This window comes from Bacillus sp. EU63, assembly GCF_038592915.1.
Taxonomy (GTDB): domain Bacteria; phylum Bacillota; class Bacilli; order Bacillales; family Bacillaceae; genus Bacillus; species Bacillus velezensis.
In genome coordinates this window covers 3,682,233-3,708,353 of sequence record NZ_CP151944.1, presented here as the reverse complement: position 1 = coordinate 3,708,353, position 26,121 = coordinate 3,682,233, and the positions used below count along the sequence as shown (strand labels likewise).

Below are 26,121 nucleotides of genomic sequence, written 5' to 3'. Positions count from 1 at the left end.
GAGCTAGTGAATAAGATACGACCGTCGACTATCATGATTGCTGGCCTGAAGGACAATTTCATCAAAAATGTCTTGGAAGATGTCGGTTAATCCTTAATGGAACCAAAAATTAAGAGATTCTTATGTTCTTCTCCTATGAAGAACATACATCCTAAAAAACAATAAATGATTTATAGAATGGGGATAGGATTAGGATTTAATTAGAAAAATCTTAAGAAAAAAGTAATATTTGCTTAAGGGAAAAGAGAACTTTCCTTTATATAGTAGGAGTATATATGGAAAGGGGAAAGCGAATGACATACATCTTAAAAACGAGTCAGCTTACAAAAACATTTAAAGGAAAAGAAGTTGTTTCCGGGGTTAATATGCACGTGAAAAAAGGGGAGATTTATGGATTCTTGGGTCCCAATGGTGCAGGTAAAACAACCATTATGAAAATGATTACCAATTTAATCAAGCCAACAAGTGGGGAAATAGAAATTTTCGGTGAGAAATTAACAGATACGTCATTTGAAGTTTTAAAACGAATGGGCACCATTATTGAATATCCCATTTTCTATGACAACCTCACTGCTAAAGAAAATTTAGATTTCCATTGTGAATATATGGGCTATTACGATAAAAAGTCCATTGACCACGCTATCGAGCTTGTAAAGTTACATAATATTGATAATAAAAAAGTGAAAGAGTTTTCTTTAGGAATGAAACAAAGGTTAGGAATAGCTAGAGCTATTTCTACAAGACCAGAACTTCTCATTTTAGACGAGCCGATTAACGGGCTGGATCCAATAGGTATAAAAGAGTTGAGGGATCTCTTTAAGTTACTTTGCAGAGAATATGGAATTACATTATTAGTCTCCAGTCACATTTTAGCCGAAATGGAACAAATGTCAGATACTGTTGGTATCATACAGAATGGCAAGTTAATAAAAGAAGTTTCTATGAAGAGTATAAACGGAAAACAAACAGAGTATGTGGAGGTAAAAGTCCAAAATATAAAAAAAGCGTTATATATTTTAGAGCAAAATCTGGGGATAAGAAATTTTAAAATGATTGACCAGCAATTAATTCGTATCTATGAAACAGCAGTTACACAACAAGAAATCTCTAAAGCACTTATTCTGAATGACATTGGTATAGAAAGTATAAATAAAAAACACAGTTCTTTAGAAGAATACTTCTTAAATTCTATGAATGGGGAGGGAATACACACTAGATAGATTGCCCGTCTGTGTTATGCACCTATGTGCATTGTCTTAAATTCTTCTGCTGGAGGCTATTAGCATGTTAAAACTTATGAAATTAGAGTACAAAAAACATCACTTATCACAGTATTTTAAATGGGTGGCACTTTGGATATTCATCATCTTTGCCTTAGTGGCTCTTATGGGATGGGAATCTAAAAATGAAAATGAACTTATGTTTCGTGATTATGCAGATTTTATATCTCTAACTAATATTTTAATCAGAATTGTGTTTATTTGTTTTTCTGCTGTGATTTTATCCCGTTTAGTTATTGATGAATATAAAAATAAAACAATACAATTGCTGTTTACTTATCCTTTACAAAGAAAAAAATTAATGCAAGCTAAACTATCTATTGTCTTCCTATTCTGCTTTATAAGTATTGTTATTGCTACGTTTGTTATTAACTTGTTAATTCTCTTCGTGAGTCCGCACTTATATTTATTCGAGAAGCCTGTTGAAATGAGTGAAGTTATTTCCGCTATGCCATCGACTCTTCTCACCGCTTTTATGATGGGAGGAGTGAGTCTGATTCCTTTATTTTTCGGCATGAGAAAAAAATCAACTTCTGCTACAATCACTTGGGCTGTCATAATCGGGGTCTTTATCAATGCAACAGTTTCCGACGGAGGAGAAACAGTCAGTTTAAGTCAATTTATTATCATTCCAATTATACTTTGTTTATTTGGTTTTTTAGTGGGTTATCTTTCTTACCGTAAGGTGGATCAGAAAGATTTATTGTAGATAAAAGGAGAAATTATACAATGAAGAAGATTATAGCATCATGTGCAGTGTTAATCGTAATCGGCGGAATTGTTTTAAGCCTTTATAAGACAGATACTAAAAACTTTAAAAAGAACGTGTCCTACAATGTTGAAAAAATTGATACTTTAAAAGTATATACTGACTCATGGGATGTGAAGTTTAAAAAGAGTAATTTAAATAAGGCAACAATATCTGCTGAGGGGAAACAGAAAGATAAGGCTCCAGTTACATTTCAAGAAAATGGGAGAGATTTGGTCGTTAGTCAAAAAGAACAAAAGAATGGCGGCTTTTTGGATGGATTTACTTTTGGGAAGCAGGGCGGCACAATCTATATTAATGTTCCCAATTCAGGTATGAACAATATTGAAATAACCAATAAAGATGGGAATATACAATTAAGTGAAATTTCAGCTGAACATATTGTCGTTGATAATCATTCCGGTGATGAAAAAATCAATAATGTTTCGGCTCATACTGGAAAGTTTTCATCCAAGGATGGGGCGTTAAGCGTTGAAAATAGTTCTTTTGAGAAATTAAATATAACATCTGCAAGCGGCGATAACGAGATGAAGGAAATACATAGTTCCAATGTAAAGGTTACTTCTAAAGATGGAGCGGTTTCAATCAAGGACATAACAGAAGGAAAATCTTTATCAGTAAATACGAAATCAGGAGATATAGGTGTATCTTATAAAAAAGCGCCAACTTCACTTGCTGTTTTTGCTCAGAGTAATTCTGATGTAACGTTTGATCTAGATGGGCTTAATAAGAGCCATGATGGCGTAAAACTGAAAAAAGGTGAAATTGGCGCGGGAAGTAATAAAGTAAGTCTATCTAGTGAAGATGGTTCGATAAAGGTGAGATAAAAAGAGAAAAACACAAGACAACAATTCCCGCTATTGAAGAATGGTTGTCTTATTTGTTTGTATTTAAAATGTTTTGGAATATTTATCTCCTTTTGTATAAAAAATAATTATAATGAGATTAATTATCTGTATAATGATTGAAATAAACAGTGAATTAAGAATATCAGTTTTATATTTAAGGAGCGGAAAGCTTGGGTTACAAAATATTAATTGTAGAAGACGACCAATTCATAAGCGATATGGTAAGCGAAAGCTTAACGAAAGAAGGGTTTGAAGTAACAGCAGCTTTTGATGGTGAAGAAGCTTTAGACATATTGAACACCCAAAAGTTTGAGGTTATATTGTTGGATTTAATGCTTCCGAAGATAGATGGGATGGAATGTTTAAGAATGATTCGTTCCAAAAGTATGGTTCCCGTTCTTATCATGTCTGCAAAAGATGAAGATGTAGATAAGGCACTTGGTCTCGGCCTCGGGGCTGATGATTATATTTCTAAACCTTTTTCTATGCTGGAGGTAATAGCCAGAATTAAAGCAACCATTAGAAGAGAAAGACACTATAAGAGCTCCCTGTCTTCAAAGGAAGAAAAAATCATTAAAATAGGTGATTTAAGTGTTGACCTGCATGGCTTTTCTGTTAAAAAATTCAATGAAAAGATTAATCTCACGGCAAAAGAATTTAATATTTTAAAACTCTTTATTTCTAATCCTTCACAAGTATATACTAAGTCTCAACTTTATAAATCCGTATGGGAAGATGAGTATCATGGAGATGAGAATGTAATTAATGTTCATATTAGACGGCTCAGAGAGAAAATTGAGGACGATCCATCTCATCCAATGTACATAAAAACTTTGTGGGGAATCGGTTATAAGTTGGGAGATTTTTAAATTGTTTTATATGTTGGTTATTTTATTCATATGCTCTGCAGCAGTAAATATATTTCTTTTCCGAAGCCGATTAAATCTAAGGACTGAGATTAAATATATAAGAAATAAACTTCGAAAAGTTGTTAATGAAGAGACAGGCGAAAGATTATTGCTTAACACGGAAGATAAATATATAAAATCCTTGTTAATTCAAATAAACCGTCTTTTAGACCATAATCAAAAGATCAAAGGGAACTGCAATAGTATTGAACTGTCCATGCGAAAAATGTTATCAAATATTTCACACGATTTAAAGACGCCTTTAACAGTTATACTAGGTTATATTGAAATGATAAATAACGATAAAAGTCTGACTTCGGAAAAGGTTATGAGTTTACTAAAAACAGTTAATTTAAAAACGGTCGAGGTATTAGCGTTAATAAACCGTTTTTTTGAACTTGTAAAATTAGAGTCAGGAGATAAAAAATTAAATTCTTCACGAATTGACATATGTGAAGTCATCCGAAAAATAATTTTGGATTACTACGAAATTTTAATCAGCAAAGAATTTGAAGTAGTGATTGATATACCCGATGATTCTGTCTTTGTTAGCGGAGATGAAGATGCAATTGAGAGGGTTCTGAATAATTTAATTACGAATGCAATTCAATATGGTTCCGATGGTAAGATGGTGGGTTTAAAGATCAGAATAACTGATAATGATGTTTTTGTAGAAATATCAGATAAAGGAAAAGGAATAAATGAAATGCATAAAGACCGTGTCTTTGAACGAATGTACACATTGGAGGACTCGAGAAATACCAATTATCAGGGAAGCGGATTGGGGCTGACGATTACTAAGAGATTAGTAGAGCAAATGGAAGGAAGTATATCTCTAAATAGTGTCCCCTTCAAAGAAACAACGTTTTCTGTACGTTTAAGACGTATTAAATTTTAATAAATGCAGTAAGGTTTCTTCTGTATACGTCTTCAAATCCCCTTTCTCTTTAATCTGAGAGGCTGACAACAGCCTCTTTTTTTATGCGCAAAATCCTGGCATGAATCTTGCATATAAAAAGGGGTGTAACGACAATGTGAAAGGGATTGATGGGTTTTGGTGTAAAAGCGCTTACATTTTGTTCTGCCGGTAATTGAAGCTTACACGTAAAATACGATGAGGTGATAAAACATGTCAGCCAACCCGCTTTCTAAAAGCAATCAGAAAGATGAAGAAAAAGAAGTTCTTAATTTGTTCTTGTCAACACAATCGATCATAAAAGAGGCCCTGCGCAAACTGGGCTATCCTGACAATATGTATGAACTGATGAAAGAGCCGATGCGGCTTTTGACCGTACGCATTCCCGTCAAAATGGACAATGGCTCAGTACAGGTTTTCACGGGCTACCGCTCACAGCATAATGACGCAGTCGGCCCGACAAAAGGAGGCGTGCGGTTTCATCCGGAAGTCAGTGAAGAAGAGGTTAAGGCGCTTTCGGTCTGGATGACTTTAAAATGCGGCATCACAAATCTTCCTTACGGGGGCGGAAAAGGCGGCATCATCTGTGATCCGCGGACGATGTCATTCGGAGAGCTGGAACGGCTGAGCCGCGGATATGTGCGCGCGATCAGCCAGATCGTCGGTCCGACAAAGGATATTCCGGCTCCCGACGTATATACCAACTCGCAGATTATGGCATGGATGATGGACGAATACAGCCGCCTGAGAGAATTTGATTCACCGGGATTCATTACGGGCAAACCGATCGTTCTCGGCGGTTCACAGGGGCGGGAGACGGCGACCGCGCAAGGCGTCACGATTTGTATTGAGGAAGCCGTTAAGAAAAAAGGGATTCCATTGGAAAATGCGCGGATCATCATTCAGGGGTTCGGAAATGCGGGGAGCTTTCTCGCTAAATTTATGCATGACGCCGGCGCCAAGGTGATCGGCATCTCAGACGCCCACGGCGCTTTGTATGACCCTGACGGCCTTGACATTGATTACCTGCTGGATAAGCGGGACAGCTTCGGCACGGTGACGAATCTCTTCTCGGATGTCATAACGAACAGGGAGCTGCTGGAAAAGGACTGTGATATTCTCGTGCCTGCCGCAATCTCCAATCAGATTACGGCTGAAAACGCCCATCACATTAAAGCCTCAATCATTGTGGAGGCGGCGAACGGGCCGACAACGATAGACGCCACGAAAATCCTGAATGAAAGAGGCGTGCTTCTCGTGCCGGATATTTTGGCAAGCGCCGGCGGCGTGACGGTGTCTTATTTTGAATGGGTGCAAAATAATCAAGGCTTTTACTGGTCTGAGGAGGAAGTCGCCGGAAAACTGCGCAGCGTCATGGTGAATTCGTTTGAATCCATTTATCAGACAGCGCATACCCACAAAGTCGATATGCGTTTGGCCGCCTATATGACGGGCATCAGAAAGTCGGCTGAAGCGGCCCGGTTCCGCGGCTGGGTATAAGTGTTACCCGCAAAGAGATTTTGCGTCAGTTATATAGCAGATCGCAAAATTTCTTTGCGTTTTCAGATTGCAGCTGACAGATTCGGACAAGCTTCGTCCGCTTTCGGCAAAGATTTTCTTATTTTTATCACAAATTGCTATGCTGGTATGCTTCTTGCATCTTCATAAAGCGTGAGCACACATTACAAAATACGGGGAGGAATTCTAATGACAGTTTCATACGCACACGAACCATTTACAAATTTTCAGGAAGAGACAAATAAACAATCGTTTCAGGAAGCGCTGGCTTATGTGAATTCACAGCTCGGCAAGCATTATCCGCTTATCATCAACGGTGAAGCGATTGAAACGGATAAAAAGATCATTTCCGTCAATCCGGCAGATAAAAAAGAAGTGATCGGTTCTGTATCGGCAGCCGGAAAAGAACTTGCGGAAAAGGCCATGCTGGCTGCGCTGCAGGCATTTCAAACATGGAAAAAAGTACGGCCGGAACACCGCGCGAATGTGCTGTTTAAAGCGGCGGCGATCATCCGCAGAAGAAAGCACGAATTCTCCGCGTATCTAGTGAAAGAAGCCGGAAAACCGTGGAAGGAAGCGGATGCTGATACGGCGGAAGCGATCGACTTTTTAGAGTATTACGCCCGTCAGATGCTGAAACTGAAAGACGGTTCCCCTGTAAAGAGCCGTGACGGAGAATATAATCAGTATCACTATGAGCCGCTTGGGGTGGGAATCGTCATTTCTCCATTCAACTTCCCGCTTGCGATCATGGCGGGAACGGCGGCGGCAGCCATCGTAACAGGCAACACGATACTGCTGAAACCGGCGGATGCGGCGCCTGTCGTGGCGGCGAAATTTGTTGAAGTGATGAAAGAAGCGGGCCTGCCGGACGGCGTGCTCCAATTCATACCGGGCGACGGAGGAGAAATCGGCGACTATCTGGTTGAGCATCCAAAGACGAGATTTGTGTCGTTTACAGGCTCCCGCGCGGTCGGATGCCGCATCTATGAACGCGCCGCAAAAGTACAGCCGGGCCAAAAGTGGCTGAAACGGGTCATTGCCGAAATGGGAGGGAAAGATACGGTGCTTGTAGACAGAGATGCTGATCTTGATCTTGCCGCTTCCTCAATCGTGTATTCCGCCTTCGGATTCTCAGGCCAAAAATGTTCAGCCGGTTCCCGTGCGGTCATTCATCAGGACGTCTATGATGAAGTTGTTGAAAAAGCCGTCGCTTTAACAAAATCACTCACCGTCGGAAGTCCGGAAGATTTTGATACATACATGGGGCCAGTCATCCACGAAGCATCTTATAATAAAGTCATGAGGTATATCGAAATCGGCAAAACAGAAGGAAAACTCCTGACGGGAGGCGAAGGTGATGATTCAAAAGGATACTTTATTCAGCCGACCATTTTTGCGGATGTTGATGAAAACGCCCGCCTGATGCAGGAGGAAATTTTCGGGCCGGTCGTCGCGATCTCAAAAGCCCGTGATTTCGACCATATGCTTGAGATTGCCAATAATACCGATTACGGACTGACGGGCGCTCTGTTATCGAAAACCCGCGCGCACATTGAACGCGCCCGCGAAGATTTTCACGTCGGGAATCTATACTTCAACCGCGGATGTACGGGAGCGATTGTCGGATACCAGCCGTTCGGCGGCTTCAATATGTCAGGAACCGATTCAAAAGCCGGAGGACCTGACTATCTGATTCTTCATATGCAGGCAAAAACAACGTCTGAAGCCTATTAATCTTTCGGAAATAGCGCGATGAAAAAGAGAGTCGCGCTATTTTCTCTATATTAGGGTAAGGAGGATGGAACATGTATCAGCAGCTCAGCAAAATGCTTCCGGAGGAGAAAATAGAAGCCATTACAAAATCACTGGTAGCGTTAAACAGCATCAACGGCACATTGGGAGAAGGAAAAAAAGCCGACTATATCAAAGATATGATCAAGAGCTTTCCCTACTTTCAGGAGAACCCGTCACATGTGTGGGAGCAGGCGATTCCTGAGGACCCTTACGGCCGCAAAAATATTTTCGCATTTATTGAGGGAAACGGCGACAGCCTGAATACGGTCATTTATCACGCTCATCTTGATACGGTCGGCATCGAGGATTTCGGCCCTTTAAAAGATATCGCTTTTGATTCCGACCGTCTCGCGGAGTATTTCTCAAACTATGAATTTGATCGTGATGTGCAGCGGGACGCCCGCTCAGGCGAGTGGATGTTCGGAAGGGGTTCGGTTGATATGCAGAGCGGTATTGCCGTTCATCTCGCCAATCTGCTTCACTTTTCTGAACGGCGCGATCAGCTGCCGGGCCATATTCTGTTCATGGCAAACCCGGATGAAGAAAGCCAGCATTCCGGCATTTTAACCAGCATTTCTGAATTAAAACGGCTGAAACAAGAAAAGCAGCTTCGTTATTTAGCAGCGATTAATAACGACTTCATCACGCCGCTGTATGAGGGTGACACGACAAGGTACATCTACACGGGCGCGGCAGGGAAGCTTTTGCCTTGCTTTGCGATTTACGGGCGGGAGGTGCATGTCGGAGATACGCTGTCCGGCATCGATCCGAATTTGATCGCGTCAGAAATCACCAGAAGAATTCACAACAATATTCATATGGCGGAAAACATTGAAGGGGAGCTTGTGCTTCCGCCGACCTGCCTCTACCTGCGTGACAACAAGGAAGCGTATAACGTGCAGACCGCCGTCAGCAGCTATGTCTATTTTAATTATTTTATTTACGAGAAAACCGCCAAAGAAGTCATGGATCAGCTGACTGCGGTGGCTGACGAAGCCTGCAAAGAGACAGAACGAAAATTATCTGATTATTACGACGAATACTGTGAGAGAACGAGCCTGCCGAAAAAAGAGATGTCATGGAACGTTCAAGTGTACAGTCTGGAAGATTATCTGAAAAGGCTGAGAAGCCGCGGGATAGACCCGGCGCAGTGTATCGAGCAGGCATTTAAAACATATGAACATCTTGAACTGCGGATGAGATGCTTTAAAGCCGTCGAGGAACTGCAAAAACTCGATCCTGAGCAGGGAGCCAAGGTCATTATTTTCTATGCGCCGCCTTACCTTCCGCACAATTATCTGAAGGAAGAAAGCACACGGGACCGGCTTTTGCAGCATGTCATTCAAGAAGCCGTCGATAAAACAGCTGCATCAACCGGAGAAACATTCGTCTTTAAAAAGTTTTTCCCATATTTAGCGGACGGAAGCTTTTTATCGCTGCATGAAACAGACGAGGAGGTCTCCGCCTTTACCGATAATTTTCCGGGCTGGGATGTCATCGGGACGATTCCTTTTAAAGAAATCAGGGAATTGAATATTCCGTCGGTCAATATAGGGGTATACGGAAAGGACGGCCATAAATGGACGGAACGCGTGTACAAGCCGTACACATTCCATGTGCTGCCGGAGCTCATTCAGCAGACGACAATGCACCTTTTGCACAGCTACCGATTAGACATACGCACAAATGGCTGACATAACGGAATAAGGGGGATGTATATGCAGGGAGATACCAATCAAACTGAATTGCAGCGCACGATGAAGGGCCGGCATTTGTTTATGATCGCCCTCGGCGGCGTGATCGGGACGGGGCTTTTTCTGGGCTCCGGTTTTACGATCAGTGAAGCGGGGCCGATCGGCGCGATATTGGCTTATGTGATCGGCGGATTTTTAATGTATCTGGTGATGCTTTGTTTGGGGGAGCTCGCGGTCGCCATGCCGGTCGCAGGATCATTTCAGGCGTATGCCGCAAAGTTTCTCGGGCCGTCGACGGGTTTTACGATCGGATGGATGTACGCATTCAGCTGGGCCAATACAGTGGGGCTTGAACTGACGTCGGCGGGGATTTTAATGCAGCGGTGGTTTCCGGCCGTTCCGATTTGGGTGTGGTGCCTTGTATTCGGCGTCGTCATTTTTTCCATTAACGCCCTGTCTGCGCGGAGTTTTGCGGAAATGGAATTTTGGTTTTCCAGCATTAAGGTCATGGCCATTGTATTGTTTATTATTCTCGGCTGCGCTGCGGTATTCGGCTTTGTCGGTTTTAACGGCGGGCAGACGGCTCCGTATCTGTCAAACTTTACGACGGACAAAGGGCTTTTCCCGAACGGCGCCCAAGCCGTGCTGTTTACCCTTGTCATGGTGAATTTTTCATTCCAGGGCACCGAGCTGGTCGGAATCGCCTCGGGAGAAAGCGAAAATCCGGAAAAGACGCTTCCCCGCTCCATCCGAAACGTCATATGGCGGACGCTGTTTTTCTTCGTGCTGGCGATGTTTGTTCTCGTGTCCATTTTGCCGTACCAAACGGCAGGCGTCATCGAAAGTCCGTTTGTGGCTGTGCTGGATAAAATCGGCGTTCCCTATGCGGCTGATATCATGAACTTTGTCATTCTGACCGCCATGCTGTCGGTGGCGAATTCCGGGCTGTACGCTTCGTCCAGAATGATGTGGTCCCTGTCAAAAACTAAGATGGGCCCCGCTTCCTTAACGAAACTGACGAAAAAAGGCGTGCCTCTGAAAGCTCTTTCCATCACCATCGCTATCTCCGGTTTATCCCTGCTGACAAGTGTATTCGCGGCTGTAACGGTGTATGTGTGGCTCATTTCCATCTCCGGTATGATTACCGTCGTCGCGTGGATGTCAATCTGCGCTTCTCAATTCGTTTTCCGGAGACGCTTTCTCGCTGAAGGAGGAAATCTGAAAGACCTGGCATTTAAAACGCCTCTTTATCCGATCGTGCCGATTCTCGGATTTTCGGTTTACGGTCTTATCTTAATCAGTCTCATCTTTATTCCCGACCAGCGTATCGGTCTGTACTGCGGCGTCCCGCTGATGATCATCTGTTACGCGTATTATCACTTCGGTATCAAAAAACGCCTGAAGCGTGAGCCGGCTTCTTCGGAAAAAGGCGCTGCCGGATAAGAAAAAAAGCCCTTCGCTTAAAGCGGCGGGCTTTACTTTGTTTTCCGTTTGGCCGACAGCACATAGGATAGAACGGCACAGAACTCAAAACCGAAAATGCTGACAGCCATCGGCCAGGCATTTTCTTCTCCGGCAATACCGACAAGGGGAGCGGCAGCCGCACCCCCGATAAAGGGCAGGAGTCCGAGAAGAGCCGCAGCGCTTCCCGCGCCTTTCTCCTGTTTCTGCATAGCCAGAGAAAACCCCGTCGTCGTGACGATCCCGACAGAAGAAACAATGATGAATAAAGAAATGCAGACCGCCGTCAGGCCTAAACCAAACGCAAGTGATAAAAGCAAAGCGATGCTTCCGATGACGGCGATCAACAGCCCGGAGACAAACAGCTTCCGTTCATCATGTGTTTTAGCCATCCGTCCGGTGATTTGGGTGGCGCATATGATTCCCGCACCGTTTACGGCGAACAGCAGGCTGAACATTTGCGCTGATACGCCGTAGATGTTTTGCAGTACAAACGGCGACCCGGCAATGTATGCGAACATGCCGATCATCACAAATGCCTGGCTGAGCGCAAATCCCATAAACATCCGGTCGCCAAGCAGGCCGCGAAACGTCATCAGCGTCTCCCGGAGTCCGCCGCTTGTCCGCTTTTCCGGCGGGAGTGATTCAGGCAACGCCGTAAGCACGGCGGCAGAAATGATACAGCCGATCACCGCCAGCACGATAAATACGATTTTCCAGCCGGCGAACTGAAGGATAAATCCCCCTGTAATCGGCGCTAAAATCGGCGCCGCCCCATTGACGAGCATCAGTAATGAGAAAAAAGCTGTCAATTCTTTTCCGGAATACATATCGCGTGCGGAAGCCCGTGCGATGACGATTCCGGCCGCCCCGGTGAATCCTTGAATAAACCTCATGACAATTAAAAACGAAACAGAAGGGCTGAAGGCGCATAATAAAGAAGACAGCGTATAAAGCAGCAATGACAGAATCAGCGGCTTCCGGCGCCCGATCATATCACTGAGCGGCCCGACAACGATCTGCCCGACCGCCAGCCCCAAAAGACAAAACGTCAGGCTCAGCTGCGCAAGTGACGCTGTCGTGTGAAGATCGGCCGCCACCTCAGGCAAAGCGGGCAGATACATATCGAGCGAAAGCGGCCCGAATGAAGCGAGCGTCCCGAGAATCAGTACCATGCCGAGGCCTGCGCGGGCGGCCTTTGAATCAGCGTTATTCATTCCATGACCCCCACCTTAACAAATGATTCTATCACTATAGCATAACCGGACGGCGTATTTTATATTATTTGTTGAATATAAACTAAATATTTTATTTAAAATCTGAATGTAAATAAAAAATCAGAATTGGTTTTCATGTGAAATGTAAAATGAAACATAAGGATGCTAAACTATAAAACAACAAAAGGTAGAAAAGTTTTACGGAAGAGGTGTTCACAGAGCATGAACAGCAAACAAACCGATCACATCGAAACGAAACGCCGATTTCCGATCTGTCTCGCGCTTGCTTTGACATTAGGCGTATTTGCCGCGGGTTCTGAAGAGCTGGTGATTTCTCCGCTGCTTCCGGATTTAGCGCGGGCTTTCAGCTCGGATGTCAGTGTGCTGGCGCTTTCCATCAGTATTTACGGAGTGATGATTTTTATCGGCGCTCCGCTTCTCGTTCCGCTGGGAGATAAATATTCCCGGGAACTCAGCCTGCTGGCGGGGCTGCTTATATTTACGGCCGGCACGGTGATCTGCGCGCTGGCGCACAATCTCTTTTTCTTCTTTCTGGGCAGGGCGCTTTCCGGGCTTGCGGCGGGTGCGTTTGTGCCGACAGCTTATGCGGTGGTCGGCGACCGTGTGCCTTATGCGTACCGCGGCAAGGTGATGGGTCTGATCGTGTCAAGCTGGTCGCTCGCTTTGATTTTCGGCGTTCCGATCGGCTCTTTTATCGGCGGCGTTTTGAATTGGCGGTGGACGTTTTGGATTTTCGCCCTGATGTCTGTCCTCGTTGCTTCGCTCATTTTCATTGAGGCGCGCCGCAGTACGGCGGATGGGGATAAAACAGAAGAGGAAAACGGACGACAGGCAGGCACTTTCCGGGATGCGCTGAAGGTGCCCCGTGTCCCTGTATACCTCACGATCACTTTTTGCAACATGATCGGTTTTTACGGCATGTATTCCTTTCTCGGCACCTATCTTCACCGCATGCTCCCGGGGGGAAATACAGCTTCAGGGCTGCTGATCATGGTGTACGGAATCGGTTTTTCCATGAGCGTGTTCACCGGAAAAATCGCAGATAAGGCGGGGAAAATGCGCTCTTTGATCGCGGCATTGGCCGTGATCAGCATATGGCTTTCCTGTCTCGCCTATGCGCCGTCATCAATGCCGTTTTTGGTCATCGGGTTATTCGTCTGGGGATTGATGCAAAGCCTGACGGTGACCTTGCTCAGCACCATTTTAAGTGATTGCTCACAGAGCCGCCGGGGCAAAATCATGGCATTTTACAGCCTGGCGTCCAATTTGGCCGTCACCTTGGGTTCTGCTGTCATGGGTCCGGTCTATGGCGGATACGGATATGCAGCTGTCGGATTTATCTGTGCGGCCGTCACCCTCATCGGCTTTATCCTCAGCGTTTTCGCATACAGAAGGTATGGGAAATATGAGCATCAGGCCGACCAATCATTGTATCGGTAAAATAAAGTTTCTATAATTTTGTAAATGTTAATTTTTAACACCTTATATCTTAAGGTGTTTTTTAATATATAGGAATAATTATCAATATTTTCAAATAATATTGACAGCTTGAACGTCTATGGATAATATTTACTTAAAATTTAACAGATTGGTTGGTGCTCATGATTATATTGGATAATAGCATTCAAACAAAAAGCAAGGCTTATTCAATATCTAAACTGATTACGATCAACACGCTCGGTCCTGAAGGGACAAGCAGTGAGTACGCAGCAAAAAACTTCATCACCAATTTCACCCTTCTCCAAGGGGTGAACAGCAAATTATCACTGCATGATACATTTGAATCGTGCATTGAAAAAACGCTTCAAAGTCCGCTGGAATACACAATTGTGCCTCACGCGTATGACGGCATTAAGCACTTCTACATGAGACCGGATCTGCAGCTTCTGCAAATTTTCAGGTGCGACACCCCGATGTACGGCCTGGCTGTCCGGCCCGGTTTTGAATATACGGATGACATGCTTGATAAGGCTGTCATCGTATCCCACCCGTCTCCTATCAATTTGATTAAGTATTTTACCCGTAAAGATGTCACGTTTGATCTGGTGAACTCAACGAGCGCAGCCGCGAAAAGAGTGAAGGACGGTTTGTCCGACATCGCGCTGACAAATGAGCTGGCCAGACAAAAGTACGGCCTTCACTTTGTCAAAACATTTAAAAGCATTCCCATGAGCTGGTCATTATTCGGAAAAGGAGAGATTCATGATGAAAACTGAACAAGATTTGCAGGAACTTTATTTCCCGACGCCTAAATTAATAGAATGGGATAACGGAGTAAGACAATATTCGTCCGTCAGAGGCGATACGGAAGTTCTGCTTTCTTACGTTCCGCCGCATACAAACGTGGAACCGCATCAGCATAAGGAAGTCCAAATCGGCCTTGTCGTTTCCGGCGAGCTGTTCATGACTGTCGGAGATGTCACAAGAAAGATGACAGCGCTGGAATCAGCCTATATCGCGCCTCCTAACGTGCCTCACGGCGCAAGAAACGAGACGGATCAAGAAGTGATCGCCATTGATATTAAACGCCTGAAAGCCGGTGAAACCTATACAAGCCCTGAGGATTATTTTTTGAATATTTTTAAAACAAGAGACTTATTGCCTGGGATGGAAGTCACGTTCTTCGTGGAAGACTGGGTGGAAATCATGCTTGCCAACATTCCGGGCAACGGAGGAGAAATGCCGTTCCATAAACACCGCAATGAACAGATCGGCATCTGCATCGGCGGCGGCTATGATATGACCATTGAAGGCTGCAAAGTGGATATGACATTCGGTACAGCTTATTTCTGCGATCCGAGAGAAGATCACGGCGCCATCAACAGATTTGAAAAAGATTCAAAATCAGTCAATATCTTTTTCCCTCCGCGCTATAACAGAGCAAAAGCGAAAAAATTAGAGGCGAAAGAGTCATGAACCTGACGGATAAAACCGTCCTCATCACAGGGGGCGCATCAGGCATCGGTTATGCCGCGGTTCAGGCGTTTCTGAATCAAGAGGCAAATGTGGTCGTCGCGGATATTGATGAGGCGCAGGGAGAAGCGATGATCCGGAAAGAAAACAATGACAGGCTGCATTTTGTGCAGACGGATATTACAGATGAACCGGCATGTCAAAACGCCATCCGGTCAGCGGTTGATAAGTTCGGCGGATTGGATGTGTTAATCAATAACGCCGGCATCGAAATTGTCGCCCCGATTCATGAGATGGAGCTGAGCGATTGGGACAAAGTGCTCAACGTCAATCTGACGGGCATGTTTCTTATGAGCAAGCACGCGCTCAAGTATATGCTCAAAAGCGGCAAGGGCAATATCATTAACACGTGCTCCGTCGGAGGAGTCGTCGCATGGCCCGACATTCCCGCATATAACGCTTCTAAAGGCGGCGTATTGCAGCTGACGCGTTCGATGGCCGTCGATTACGCCAAACACAACATCCGCGTCAATTGCGTGTGCCCGGGAATCATTGACACACCTTTGAATGAAAAGTCGTTCCTTGAAAACAACGAAGGCACGCTTGAAGAAATCAAAAAAGAAAAAGCGAAAGTCAATCCGCTGCTGAGACTCGGCAAGCCTGAAGAAATAGCGAACGTCATGCTGTTTCTCGCTTCGGATTTATCAAGCTATATGACCGGAAGCGCGATCACCGCAGACGGTGGATACACCGCACAATAGAGAAGGAGTGTTTACATATGGAGAGAAAAACAGTATTGGTTATCGCTGACCTTGGGGGATGCCCGCCGCATATGTTTTACAAAAGCGCAGCCGAAAAATACAACCTCGTCAGCTTTATTCCAAGGCCTTTTGCAATTACAGCCTCTCATGCGGCATTAATTGAAAAATACTCGATTGCGGTCATTAAAGATAAAGACTATTTTAAGAGTCTGGCTGATTTTGAGCATCCCGATTCGATTTACTGGGCTCATGAAGATCATGACAAACCTGAGGAAGAAGTCGTCGAAGAAATCGTCAAGGTGGCTGACATGTTCGCGGTTGACGCCATTACGACCAACAATGAACTGTTTATCGCTCCGATGGCAAAAGCGTGTGAACGTCTCGGTCTGCGGGGAGCGGGCGTACAGGCCGCTGAAAATGCCAGAGATAAAAACAAAATGAGAGCCGCCTTCAACCGGGCCGGCGTCAAGTCCATCAAAAACAAACGGGTGACGACGCTGGAAGATTTCCGCGCCGCGCTTCAGGAAATCGGAACGCCGCTCATTCTGAAGCCTACATATCTGGCGAGCTCCATCGGCGTGACGCTTATCAAAGAGAGGGAAACGGCAGAAGCCGAATTTAACAGAGTCAATGAATACCTGAAGTCGATCAACGTACCGAAAGCGGTCACGTTTGAAGCGCCGTTTATCGCGGAAGAATTTTTGCAGGGCGAGTATGACGACTGGTACGAAACAAGCGGTTATTCCGACTATATCAGCATAGAAGGCATCATGGCCGACGGGGAATACTTCCCTGTCGCGATTCATGATAAAACACCGCAAATCGGATTCACGGAGACATCGCATATTACGCCGTCCATCCTGGATGATGACGCGAAGCGGAAAATCGTCGAAGCAGCCAAAAAGGCGAATGAAGGACTAGGCCTCGAAAACTGCGCAACACATACAGAAATAAAATTAATGAAAAACCGGGAAGCCGGACTGATTGAATCAGCGGCACGATTTGCGGGCTGGAACATGATTCCGAATATTAAAAAGGTCTTCGGCGTCGATATGGCGCAGCTGTTATTGGATGTTCTCTGTTTCGGAAAAGAAGCCGATCTGCCGAAAGGATTATTGGAGCAGGAGCCATGCTATGTCGCCGACTGCCATTTGTATCCTCAGCATTTCAAAGAGAACGGCCAGCTGCCTGAGACGGCTGTCGATTTCGTCATTGAAAGCATTGACATTCCCGACGGCGTCTTAAAGGGAGACACCGAAATCGTTTCTTTCTCGGCGGCCGAGGCGGGTACGTCCGTGGATCTGCGGCTGTTCGAAGCGTTCAACAGCATTGCGGCGTTCGAGCTGAAAGGAAGCAATTCGGGTGACGTGGCCGAATCAATCAAACAAATTCAGCAGCAGGCGAAGCTGACTGCAAAGTATGCGTTACCGGTATGAAACAGCTGAAACCGAACTCTAAGTATTTGCTTTTCGGGCAGGCGCTTTCGTTTATGGGAGACTATTGCGTTCTCCCGGCCCTGCTCATTTTGTCTACATACTATCACGACTACTGGGTGACGTCCGGCGTCATCGCGGTCCGCAGTATTCCGATGGTGTTTCAGCCGTTTTTAGGCGTGCTCGTGGACCGGCTCGACAGGGTGAAAATCATGCTGTGGACGGATGTGATCAGAGGCGTCATCTTTTTGGGGCTGACATTTCTCCCGAAAGGCGAATATCCGCTGCTTTTTCTGGCGCTGCTGTTTATTTCTTACGGAAGCGGCGTGTTCTTTAACCCGGCACGTCTCGCGGTCATGTCGTCTTTAGAAGCGGATATTAAAAATATCAACACTTTGTTTGCAAAAGCCACGACGATTTCGATTATTGTCGGCGCTGCAGCCGGCGGACTTTTTCTGTTAGGCGGTTCTGTGGAGCTTGCCGTCGCCTTTAACGGGGTGACCTATCTTGTCTCCGCGTTTTTCATCAGCCGCATTAAGCTTCAATACGTGCCGATTCAGTCAGAAAACGTGAGAGAAGCTTTTCAGTCGTTTAAAGAAGGCCTGAAGGAAATCAAAACAAATGCTTTTGTGTTAAACGCCATGTTCACGATGATTACGATGGCGCTTTTGTGGGGTGTCGTCTACAGCTATTTCCCGATTGTCAGCCGCTTTTTAGGCGACGGGGAAATCGGCAATTTCATCCTGACGTTCTGTATCGGCTTCGGCGGCTTTATCGGCGCCGCTCTTGTCAGCAAATGGGGCTTTAACAACAATAAAGGGCTGATGTATTTTACAGTGTTATCGATCGTCTCGCTTGCGCTGTTTTTGTTTACCCCGATTTTCGCCGTGTCAGTCATTGCCGCCATTCTTTTCTTTATCGCAATGGAATACGGTGAAGTGCTGGCAAAGGTCAAAGTTCAGGAGAACGCGGCGAACCAGATTCAGGGCCGGATCTTTTCGGTGGCGGAGGCGTCCATCGGATTGTGCATCGCCGTCGGTTCCATGCTGATCAACATTGTAGACGCGGCAGTCATCATGGCGTTTATCGTCCTTTTGGTCAGCGGGCTGTTTCTGCATACAAAACTGGTCAATAAATCCTTTTCAGAACGGAATAACGAATCAGAGCAAATTCATTTATAAGGAGCCTTTCAGATGGAAATCATACCGTCCGACGTCATCAAGACACTTCCGAAACAGGAATTTTCGCTCGTTTTTCAAAAGGTAAAAGAGATGGAGAAAACGGGAGCCCAGATCATTAATCTCGGGCAGGGGAATCCCGATCTCCCCACTCCGCCGCATATCGTTGAAACATTGCGGGAGGCTGCGCTGAATCCTTCGTATCACGGATACGGCCCGTTCAGAGGCTATCCGTTTCTGAAAGAAGCCATCGCGGAATTTTATGAGAGAGAGTACGGGGTATCGGTCAATCCGGAGACAGAAGTCGCGCTGTTCGGCGGAGGGAAAGCTGGTTTGTACGTTTTGACGCAATGCCTGCTGAACCCCGGCGATATCGCCTTAGTCCCGAACCCCGGCTACCCTGAGTATTTATCGGGAATCACAATGGCCAGAGCGGAGCTGCATGAGATGCCGCTTCATCCGGAAAACGGCTATCTGCCGGATTTTGAGGAGATTGATCCCGCCGTCCTGAAAAAAGCCAAGCTGATGTTTTTGAATTACCCGAATAACCCGACGGGCGCGACTGCGGATCAGGCGTTTTATGAAAAAGCGGCTGCGTTTGCAAAAAAACATGACATCCATCTTATTCACGATTTTGCATACGGCGCGTTCGAATTTGATCAGAACCCGGCCAGCTTTCTTCAGGCGAAGGAAGCGAAAACGGTCGGCGCGGAGCTATATTCATTTTCGAAAACCTTCAATATGGCAGGCTGGAGAATGGCATTTGCCGTGGGGAATGAGAAAATTATTCAGGCGGTCAATGAGTTTCAGGATCACGTCTTCGTCGGCATGTTCGGCGGCCTTCAGCAGGCGGCAGCGGCGGCGCTGTCAGGAAATCCTGAGCATACGGAGCGTCTGAAGCGCACATATAAAGAACGGATTGATTTTTTCACGGCGTTATGTGAAAAGGAATTAGGCTGGAGCATTGAAAAACCGAAAGGGACTTTTTATGTTTGGGCTGAAATTCCGAATGAATTCGAGTCATCACACCAGTTTTCGGACTATCTGCTGGAGCATGCCCATGTTGTCGTGACGCCCGGCGAGATTTTCGGCAGCGGCGGAAAGCGTTATGTCAGAATATCAATGGTGGCCAAGAAGGGCGATTTGAGGGAATTCGTGCTGCGGATTCAAAAGCTCGGTTTGTCCTTTCCTTCATTACAAGAAACATCCCGCTGAGAGCGGGATGTTTTTATTATATGCTTTTCATGCTGCCGCCGTCGGCTGATACTTGCTGTCCGGTAATATAGGAGGCTTCTTCAGAGGCAAGAAAGGCAGCCAGCGCCGCGGTTTCTTCCGCAGTTCCGACACGCTTCATCGGGACGCCTGAGGCAATCCGTTCTTCCGCTTCCGCTTTAGAAATGCCGTTTTGCTTCATGACATTCTTCACGAATTGGTGATAACGGTCTGTGGCGATAAACCCGGGATTCAGACAGTTGACAGTAATGTGAAAAGGCGCAAGCTGAATGGCGATGTTTTTGCTGGCATTAATTAAAGCGGCGTTCATCATGCTGTTGGTAAACATATTGGCGCCGGGTTCTTTCCATAGGTTTCCGACGATATTAATGATTCTGCCGAATTCGTGCTGTTTCATGATTGCTGCGGCCGTTTTCATAGAGTCGATATAGGCGATCGTTTTATTCGTAAAGGTATTTGTCATATCCTCTATATCGCAGTTTTCAAAGGTATCCGGCGAGCCGCCCGGAATGTTGTTGATCAATACATCAAGCCGTCCGCATTGTGATCTGATCTCTTCAAAAATGCCGGCTCTCGCCTTCTGGTCCGACATATCGCCGGCCAGAACGGTGACGCCCGCATCCGGATGTTTGGCGAGGATCTCTTCTTTTACCGATTCGATATTTTCGGGAACTCGTGAATTAATGACGGTATGAAAGCCATTGTCCGCCAGTTTCAGAGCGATCGCTTTGCCGATCCCCTGACTGGCTCCCATAATAAATGCGGTTCGTTTTGACAACTGTCTGCACCCCTTTACCAAAATGGAATCTCCTTTACATCGTAAAAAAAAATGATAAAAATAGCAAATTTTATTTAAATTCTGACAAAGAAAAAACCCGCCGGACAGGCGGGTGGGTGTTACACGTGCAAAAACTTCGGAAGCGTGTCGAGAGACAAGCGGTTTCCGACAAAAAATGAACCGAATTCGCCGTAGCGCGCGCTGACTTCATCAAAGCGCATTTCATAAACAAGCTTTTTGAACTGAAGCACATCATCGCTGAAGAGCGTGACGCCCCATTCGTAATCGTCAAAACCGACAGATCCCGTGATAATCTGTTTGACTTTGCCGGCATAGCTCCGTCCGATCAAGCCGTGGCTTCTCATCAGGTTTCTGCGTTCATCCATAGAAAGCATGTACCAGTTGTCATTGCCGCTTCTTCTTTTATCCATCGGATAGAAGCAGACGTATTTCGCTTCGGGCAGCTCAGGATACAGGCGGGCGCGGACATGCGGATTTTCATACGGATCGCCTTCTCCACTTGCGAGGTAGTTGCTCAGCTCAACCACGGACACGTAAGAATAAGCCGGGATTGTAAATTCAGCAAGCTTTGATTTGTTAAATTCAAGCTCGATTTCGTTCAGCTCTTCCATTGTCGGGCGAAGAATCATCAGCATGAAATCAGCTTTCTGTCCGACGATGCTGTAGATCGTTTGCGAGCCTTTTCCTTCTTTTTCGGCGACACCCCATTTTTCAAGCAGTCCCGTAAATTCGTGAATAATCGACAGGCGCTCATCGCTGGATAACATCTTCCATGACGTCCAGTCCATTGTGCGGAAATCGTGAAGCGCGTACCAGCCGTCAAGCGTTTGGGCGGCTTCGTTCGTTTTTTGCTGCTCACTCATGTATCTTCACTCCTATATCTTTTCATTACATTGATGCCTTCACTATATCACAGTTTAACCGTTTCGGCTGTGGAGAAACCTTGAATAATCCGAAGCCTTGTGTCAGAAACTAAGCCGTGAAACAAACCGTCAATTAAATTAGTTAGAAAAATAAGATTTCTTTTTGAAAGCGCTATAATAGAAGTTGGTTATTTGAATTTAGCTGGAAGAAGAGTATGCTGTAAAAGTAAGCGTTTTTTGTCAACATAGAGGAGGGAATATCGTGGCAGATTTATTTACAAAAGTACAAGAAAAAGTCGCAGGAAAAGATGTGAAAATCGTATTTCCTGAAGGGTTGGACGAACGTATCCTGGTTGCGGTCAACAACTTGGCGGGCAACAAGGTATTAAAGCCGATCGTGGTCGGCAATAAAGAAGACATTCAAGCAAAAGCGAAAGAATTAAATCTTACGCTTGACGGCGTGGACATTTTTGACCCGCATACATATGAAGGCATGGAAGAACTCGTTCAGGCTTTCGTAGAACGCCGCAAAGGCAAAGCGACGGAAGAACAGGCCCGCAAAGCTTTGCTGGACGAAAACTATTTCGGCACGATGCTTGTGTACAAAGGTCTCGCAGACGGACTTGTCAGCGGAGCTGCACATTCTACAGCCGATACGGTGCGCCCTGCACTGCAAATCATTAAAACAAAAGAAGGCGTGAAAAAAACATCAGGCGTCTTCATCATGGCCCGCGGTGACGAGCAGTATGTGTTCGCTGATTGCGCGATCAACATTGCTCCTGACAGCCAGGATCTTGCCGAAATCGCCATTGAAAGCGCCAATACGGCTCAAATGTTTGACATTGACCCGCGCGTTGCCATGCTCAGTTTCTCTACAAAAGGATCGGCGAAATCAGACGAGACGGACAAAGTGGCTGAAGCCGTGAAAATTGCGAAGGAAAAAGCGCCTGAGCTTACGCTTGACGGCGAATTCCAATTCGACGCTGCATTTGTGCCGTCTGTCGCGGAGAAAAAAGCGCCGGACTCCGACATTAAAGGAGACGCGAATGTATTTGTATTCCCAAGCCTTGAAGCAGGAAACATCGGCTACAAAATCGCTCAGCGCTTAGGCGGCTTTGAAGCGGTCGGACCGATTCTGCAAGGATTGAATATGCCTGTAAACGATCTTTCCAGAGGATGTAATGCGGAAGACGTCTACAATCTTGCGTTAATTACGGCTGCTCAAGCGCTGTAATCCGCAAAAGCCGGCCTTTACGAGGACCGGCTTTTTTTATAGAAAGAACGTCACTGCGGCCCAGCCGAACAGGGACAAAGAGAGAGAACCGATCAAGCCTGCTGCGAGTGCCCGCCAGCCGCTATGACGAAACGCCGATATATGGACTTTCAAACCGAGACCCGCCATCGCCATGCCGATTAAAACATAAGACACTTGAACAAGAAATGCGGAAAACGAAGCTGAAATAACGCCTGATGTATGGATGGCGCTCATTCCGAGAAATCCGAAGATAAACCAAGGGATGGGGAGCGAAGCGGCAGAAGCCGTCTTTGACTTTCCGCTGCGGCGCGCCCGCATTCCGAGCATGAATGCGGCCGGGACGAGCAGCGCGACCCGGGTCAGTTTGACGATCACCGCCATCTCGACGGCTGCTTTTCCTCCGGCGCTGCCGGCAGCCGCCGCATGCGCCACTTCGTGAAGCGTTGCCCCGCAAAAGGCTCCGTAAGCCGCAGGAGAGAAGCCCAATCCATGATAAGCAAGAGAATATACAACAGTAAAAACGGTTCCTAATAACGAAACGGCGGCCGCGCTGATGGCGGCTGCATTTTCATTTGATCTGATCTGCGGCGCGATCGCGGCAATGGCAGCCGCCCCGCAGATCGCTGTGCCGCAGGCTGTCAGCGTGCTGAGTGTCTGATCTATACGGAACAGCCGGGACAGTCCGTATACAACGGCACCCGCAAACATCATACAGCAGACGGCAATTGCAAATACGTGCCAGCCCGCATGATAGATATCCGCCAGATTCAGTCTCATGCCAAGCAGGATGATGCCTGCTTTCAGCAAGTATTTGCTTGAGAACGCGATCCCCGGCTCTAATGCCTCCCGCTGTCCGAATACGGCGCGCCAGAGCATGCCGATCAGCATTGCAAGGACAAGCATTCCGAACATATGCAAAAACGGCAGGCGGCTGACATAGAAAGCCGCAAACGCAATTCCTGCGGTAACTGAAACACCTTTTACCATCTTCATCTCAGTCACTTCCCATTATCTTGATAACTCCACTTTACTGCGGTCTTAATCATTAGTAAAATATATTTATATGATCTAAACGATTAGGAAAAATAATGATTAGGGGCGATGCTTTTTGTATTATGGGGAACTGAAAACATTCATTGCCGTCGTGGAAGAAAAAAACTTTACAAAGGCGGCGCAGAAGCTGATGATTTCTCAGCCAAGCGTCAGCCTTCACATTAAAAACCTGGAGAAAGAATTTCAAACCGCCTTGCTGAACCGCTCTCCGAAGCACTTTACGACTACGCCGACGGGGGACATCCTCTATCAGCGCGCCAAGCAGATGGTCTTTTTGTACGAACAGGCGAAAACCGAAATTTACGCCCATCATCATTATGTCAAAGGGAAGCTCAAAATCGCCGCGAGCTTTACCATCGGCGAATATATTCTGCCGCCGCTTCTCGCAAAGCTTCATAACGAGTATCCCGAGCTGAACCTGGACGTCATGATCGGAAACACGGAGGAGGTCAGCGAAGCGGTTCGGATGCTTCAAGCCGATATCGGATTAATTGAAGGGCATACGGGGAAAAACGAGCTCGACATTCAGCCGTTTATGGAGGATGAATTGTGTATTGCCGCACCGAACGGACACCCGCTCGCCGGCAGAAAAAACATCCCGGCTGCCGAATTGCAAAATCAAGCGTGGGTGACGAGGGAGAAGGGTTCGGGAACGAGGGAATATTTAGACCACGTCCTTCAATCAAACGGACTGCGGCCGAAATCCATGATGACGATCAGCAGCAACCAGGGCGTCAAAGAAGCCGTGATCAGCGGAATGGGTCTTTCCGTTCTGTCAAAAAGCGTGCTGCAAAAGGATCTGCTTCACGGCAGCATTTCCGTGCTTGAGATAAAAGGATTCTCCTTAAAACGGAAGCTGTCTATCATCCAATCTTCCATTATGGAGAACACAAAAAACAAAGAAATCTTCATCGCACTTTTGAAAAGCCAATTTCAATCATCTCAAGCGGAGTGATATAATAAATGCATGGAAAGCCTATGACGAAAGGGATTTAATATAGATGGGAAAGCAACCGATTGATTTACTGATGCAGCCGAGCTGGAGAATCATTGACCAATCCAGCCTCGGCCCTTATTTTGATGCGAAGCAGTCATTCGCAATGGATGATACGCTGTGCGCCTCCGTAGGCAAAGGGGAATCGCCTGCGACGGCACGCTCCTGGGTGCACCACCGGACGATCGTGCTCGGCATTCAGGACACGCGTCTGCCGTTTTTAGAGGACGGCGTGAAATTGCTGGAGGACGAAGGCTACAGTGTCATTGTCCGCAATTCCGGAGGCCTCGCCGTCGTACTGGACGAAGGCGTATTGAATATCTCGCTTATTTTTGAAGATGAGAAAAAAGGCATCGACATCGACAGAGGCTACGAGGCGATGACAGAGCTGGTGCGGCGGATGCTGCGTCCGCACAATGCTGAAATTGAAGCATATGAAATTAAAGGATCGTACTGTCCGGGCAGCTACGATCTCAGCATCGGCGGCCGAAAATTCGCGGGAATCTCACAAAGGCGCCTGCGGGGCGGAACCGCGGTTCAGATTTATCTCTGCGCCGATAAAAGCGGAAGCGAACGCGCCGATCTGATCAGACGTTTCTATCAAGCCGCTTTAAAAGACAAAAGCAACGATACAAAAGGCGTATATCCCGATATCCGGCCCGAAACGATGGCTTCATTAAGCGAATTGCTGCTAACGGACATTACCGTGCAAGACTTAATGCTGATGCTTTTGACTGAACTGAAGGAACTCAGCGGACGCCTGTATGCAGCCGGATTATCGCCGGAAGAGGAAATGGTATTTGAAAAAAATCTGACCCGAATGCTGGAACGGAATGAGAAGGTGTTCGGCACGCAGGAAAGCTTGGACTAAGTCCGGGCTTTTTTGTTTTTGGTAATTATATACTATTTAGTTATAGTGAAAAAAGAAGTGTTGTATGAAAACTAGTTTACATTATATACCTTATTTGATTAATATATTTATGTAGGTTCCAAATAATTCTATAAACTGAAGGAGATGGAGATATGAACTTTAAAAAAATAAAAGAAGAAAAAAGAATCACGATCCCGACGCATTTGTTAGCCGGAGATGCGGAACAATCAGGCAATTCTTTCGCTTGGAGCGGCTGGGTGCTTGTAGTGCCGAGCCAAGAAGACAATCAAAACCCGAATTTGAATTTCTCTGATTTAGCCGCTCAAAAGTAGGATAATC

General features: G+C 46.0%; 24 protein-coding genes. 20 read left to right on the top strand and 4 right to left on the bottom strand.

Features of this window, described 5'->3' with window-relative positions:
* The first annotated feature begins 293 nt into the window (after positions 1-293).
* The 9 genes from NYE38_RS18605 to NYE38_RS18565 all read left to right on the top strand — a co-directional run bounded on the left by NYE38_RS18605 (position 294) and on the right by NYE38_RS18565 (position 11,173).
* Positions 294-1,220, top strand: a complete 927-nt coding sequence (locus NYE38_RS18605; RefSeq protein ID WP_025649399.1) for an ABC transporter ATP-binding protein — start codon at positions 294-296, stop codon at positions 1,218-1,220.
* Positions 1,221-1,284: 64 nt separating this feature from the next.
* Entirely contained in the window at positions 1,285-1,989 is a 705-nt protein-coding gene (locus NYE38_RS18600) for an ABC transporter permease (RefSeq protein WP_017418675.1), read from the top strand.
* 20 nt (positions 1,990-2,009) lie between these two features.
* The gene (locus NYE38_RS18595; RefSeq protein ID WP_017418676.1) at positions 2,010-2,876 is read left to right on the top strand and encodes a DUF4097 family beta strand repeat-containing protein; all 867 of its coding nucleotides are present in this window, start codon (positions 2,010-2,012) and stop codon (positions 2,874-2,876) included.
* Positions 2,877-3,067: 191 nt separating this feature from the next.
* Positions 3,068-3,766, top strand: coding sequence for a response regulator transcription factor (locus NYE38_RS18590; RefSeq protein ID WP_014419158.1), 699 nt, complete (start codon positions 3,068-3,070; stop codon positions 3,764-3,766).
* Position 3,767: 1 nt separating this feature from the next.
* Positions 3,768-4,703, top strand: coding sequence for a sensor histidine kinase (locus NYE38_RS18585; protein ID WP_017418677.1), 936 nt, complete (start codon positions 3,768-3,770; stop codon positions 4,701-4,703).
* Between the two features lie 231 nt (positions 4,704-4,934).
* Positions 4,935-6,221: a Glu/Leu/Phe/Val dehydrogenase gene (locus NYE38_RS18580; RefSeq protein ID WP_014419156.1), complete on the top strand. Its 1,287-nt coding sequence runs from the start codon at positions 4,935-4,937 to the stop codon at positions 6,219-6,221.
* 207 nt (positions 6,222-6,428) lie between these two features.
* Positions 6,429-7,976: an L-glutamate gamma-semialdehyde dehydrogenase gene (gene pruA / locus NYE38_RS18575; RefSeq protein WP_017418678.1), complete on the top strand. Its 1,548-nt coding sequence runs from the start codon at positions 6,429-6,431 to the stop codon at positions 7,974-7,976.
* 71 nt (positions 7,977-8,047) lie between these two features.
* Positions 8,048-9,730, top strand: a complete 1,683-nt coding sequence (locus NYE38_RS18570) for a M20/M25/M40 family metallo-hydrolase (protein ID WP_014419154.1) — start codon at positions 8,048-8,050, stop codon at positions 9,728-9,730.
* Between the two features lie 24 nt (positions 9,731-9,754).
* Positions 9,755-11,173, top strand: coding sequence for an amino acid permease (locus tag NYE38_RS18565; RefSeq protein ID WP_017418679.1), 1,419 nt, complete (start codon positions 9,755-9,757; stop codon positions 11,171-11,173).
* 32 nt (positions 11,174-11,205) lie between these two features.
* On the opposite strand, the gene NYE38_RS18560 is transcribed toward NYE38_RS18565, so the two are convergent.
* On the bottom strand, positions 11,206-12,408 hold the full coding sequence (locus tag NYE38_RS18560) for a multidrug effflux MFS transporter (RefSeq protein WP_017418680.1): 1,203 nt from the start codon (positions 12,406-12,408) through the stop codon (positions 11,206-11,208).
* 222 nt (positions 12,409-12,630) lie between these two features.
* Between NYE38_RS18560 and NYE38_RS18555 the strand changes: the two genes are divergently transcribed.
* The 7 genes from NYE38_RS18555 to NYE38_RS18525 all read left to right on the top strand — a co-directional run bounded on the left by NYE38_RS18555 (position 12,631) and on the right by NYE38_RS18525 (position 19,929).
* A complete protein-coding gene (locus tag NYE38_RS18555) occupies positions 12,631-13,869 on the top strand; it encodes an MFS transporter (protein ID WP_017418681.1) in 1,239 nt (412 codons plus the stop codon).
* A gap of 161 nt (positions 13,870-14,030) precedes the next feature.
* A complete protein-coding gene (locus tag NYE38_RS18550) occupies positions 14,031-14,645 on the top strand; it encodes a bacilysin biosynthesis protein BacA (RefSeq protein WP_017418682.1) in 615 nt (204 codons plus the stop codon).
* Positions 14,635-15,345, top strand: coding sequence for a cupin domain-containing protein (locus NYE38_RS18545; RefSeq protein ID WP_017418683.1), 711 nt, complete (start codon positions 14,635-14,637; stop codon positions 15,343-15,345). Before NYE38_RS18550 ends, NYE38_RS18545 begins: the two co-directional genes overlap by 11 nt.
* Complete coding sequence (gene bacC / locus NYE38_RS18540) at positions 15,342-16,103, top strand: dihydroanticapsin 7-dehydrogenase (RefSeq protein ID WP_003151003.1); 762 nt, start codon at positions 15,342-15,344, stop codon at positions 16,101-16,103. The genes NYE38_RS18545 and bacC overlap by 4 nt, the downstream gene beginning before the upstream one ends.
* Positions 16,104-16,120: 17 nt before the next feature.
* Positions 16,121-17,539, top strand: a complete 1,419-nt coding sequence (locus NYE38_RS18535) for an ATP-grasp domain-containing protein (protein WP_025649395.1) — start codon at positions 16,121-16,123, stop codon at positions 17,537-17,539.
* Positions 17,536-18,717 (top strand): MFS transporter, encoded by a 1,182-nt coding sequence (locus NYE38_RS18530; protein ID WP_017418686.1) that lies wholly within the window; start codon positions 17,536-17,538, stop codon positions 18,715-18,717. Before NYE38_RS18535 ends, NYE38_RS18530 begins: the two co-directional genes overlap by 4 nt.
* 12 nt (positions 18,718-18,729) lie before the next feature.
* Positions 18,730-19,929 carry a pyridoxal phosphate-dependent aminotransferase gene (locus NYE38_RS18525; protein WP_071182049.1) on the top strand — a complete coding sequence of 400 codons (1,200 nt, stop codon included), beginning with the start codon at positions 18,730-18,732 and terminating at the stop codon, positions 19,927-19,929.
* Positions 19,930-19,945: 16 nt separating this feature from the next.
* On the opposite strand, the gene NYE38_RS18520 is transcribed toward NYE38_RS18525, so the two are convergent.
* Positions 19,946-20,725, bottom strand: coding sequence for an SDR family oxidoreductase (locus NYE38_RS18520; protein WP_025649393.1), 780 nt, complete (start codon positions 20,723-20,725; stop codon positions 19,946-19,948).
* Positions 20,726-20,844: 119 nt separating this feature from the next.
* Positions 20,845-21,609: a hydrogen peroxide-dependent heme synthase gene (hemQ, locus tag NYE38_RS18515; protein WP_017418694.1), complete on the bottom strand. Its 765-nt coding sequence runs from the start codon at positions 21,607-21,609 to the stop codon at positions 20,845-20,847.
* A gap of 262 nt (positions 21,610-21,871) precedes the next feature.
* On the opposite strand from hemQ, the gene pta reads away from it, so the two are divergent.
* A complete protein-coding gene (gene pta, locus NYE38_RS18510; RefSeq protein WP_003151012.1) occupies positions 21,872-22,843 on the top strand; it encodes a phosphate acetyltransferase in 972 nt (323 codons plus the stop codon).
* Positions 22,844-22,879: 36 nt separating this feature from the next.
* Here pta and NYE38_RS18505 read toward each other — a convergent pair whose 3' ends face one another.
* Positions 22,880-23,857 carry a putative sulfate exporter family transporter gene (locus NYE38_RS18505; RefSeq protein WP_017418695.1) on the bottom strand — a complete coding sequence of 326 codons (978 nt, stop codon included), beginning with the start codon at positions 23,855-23,857 and terminating at the stop codon, positions 22,880-22,882.
* A gap of 115 nt (positions 23,858-23,972) precedes the next feature.
* On the opposite strand from NYE38_RS18505, the gene NYE38_RS18500 reads away from it, so the two are divergent.
* The 3 genes from NYE38_RS18500 to NYE38_RS18490 all read left to right on the top strand — a co-directional run bounded on the left by NYE38_RS18500 (position 23,973) and on the right by NYE38_RS18490 (position 26,114).
* A complete protein-coding gene (locus tag NYE38_RS18500; RefSeq protein WP_014419143.1) occupies positions 23,973-24,872 on the top strand; it encodes a LysR family transcriptional regulator in 900 nt (299 codons plus the stop codon).
* 46 nt (positions 24,873-24,918) lie between these two features.
* Positions 24,919-25,782, top strand: coding sequence for a biotin/lipoate A/B protein ligase family protein (locus NYE38_RS18495; protein WP_025649392.1), 864 nt, complete (start codon positions 24,919-24,921; stop codon positions 25,780-25,782).
* A 152-nt stretch (positions 25,783-25,934) separates the two neighbouring features.
* Entirely contained in the window at positions 25,935-26,114 is a 180-nt protein-coding gene (locus NYE38_RS18490; protein WP_003151018.1) for a hypothetical protein, read from the top strand.
* Positions 26,115-26,121 lie beyond the last annotated feature (7 nt).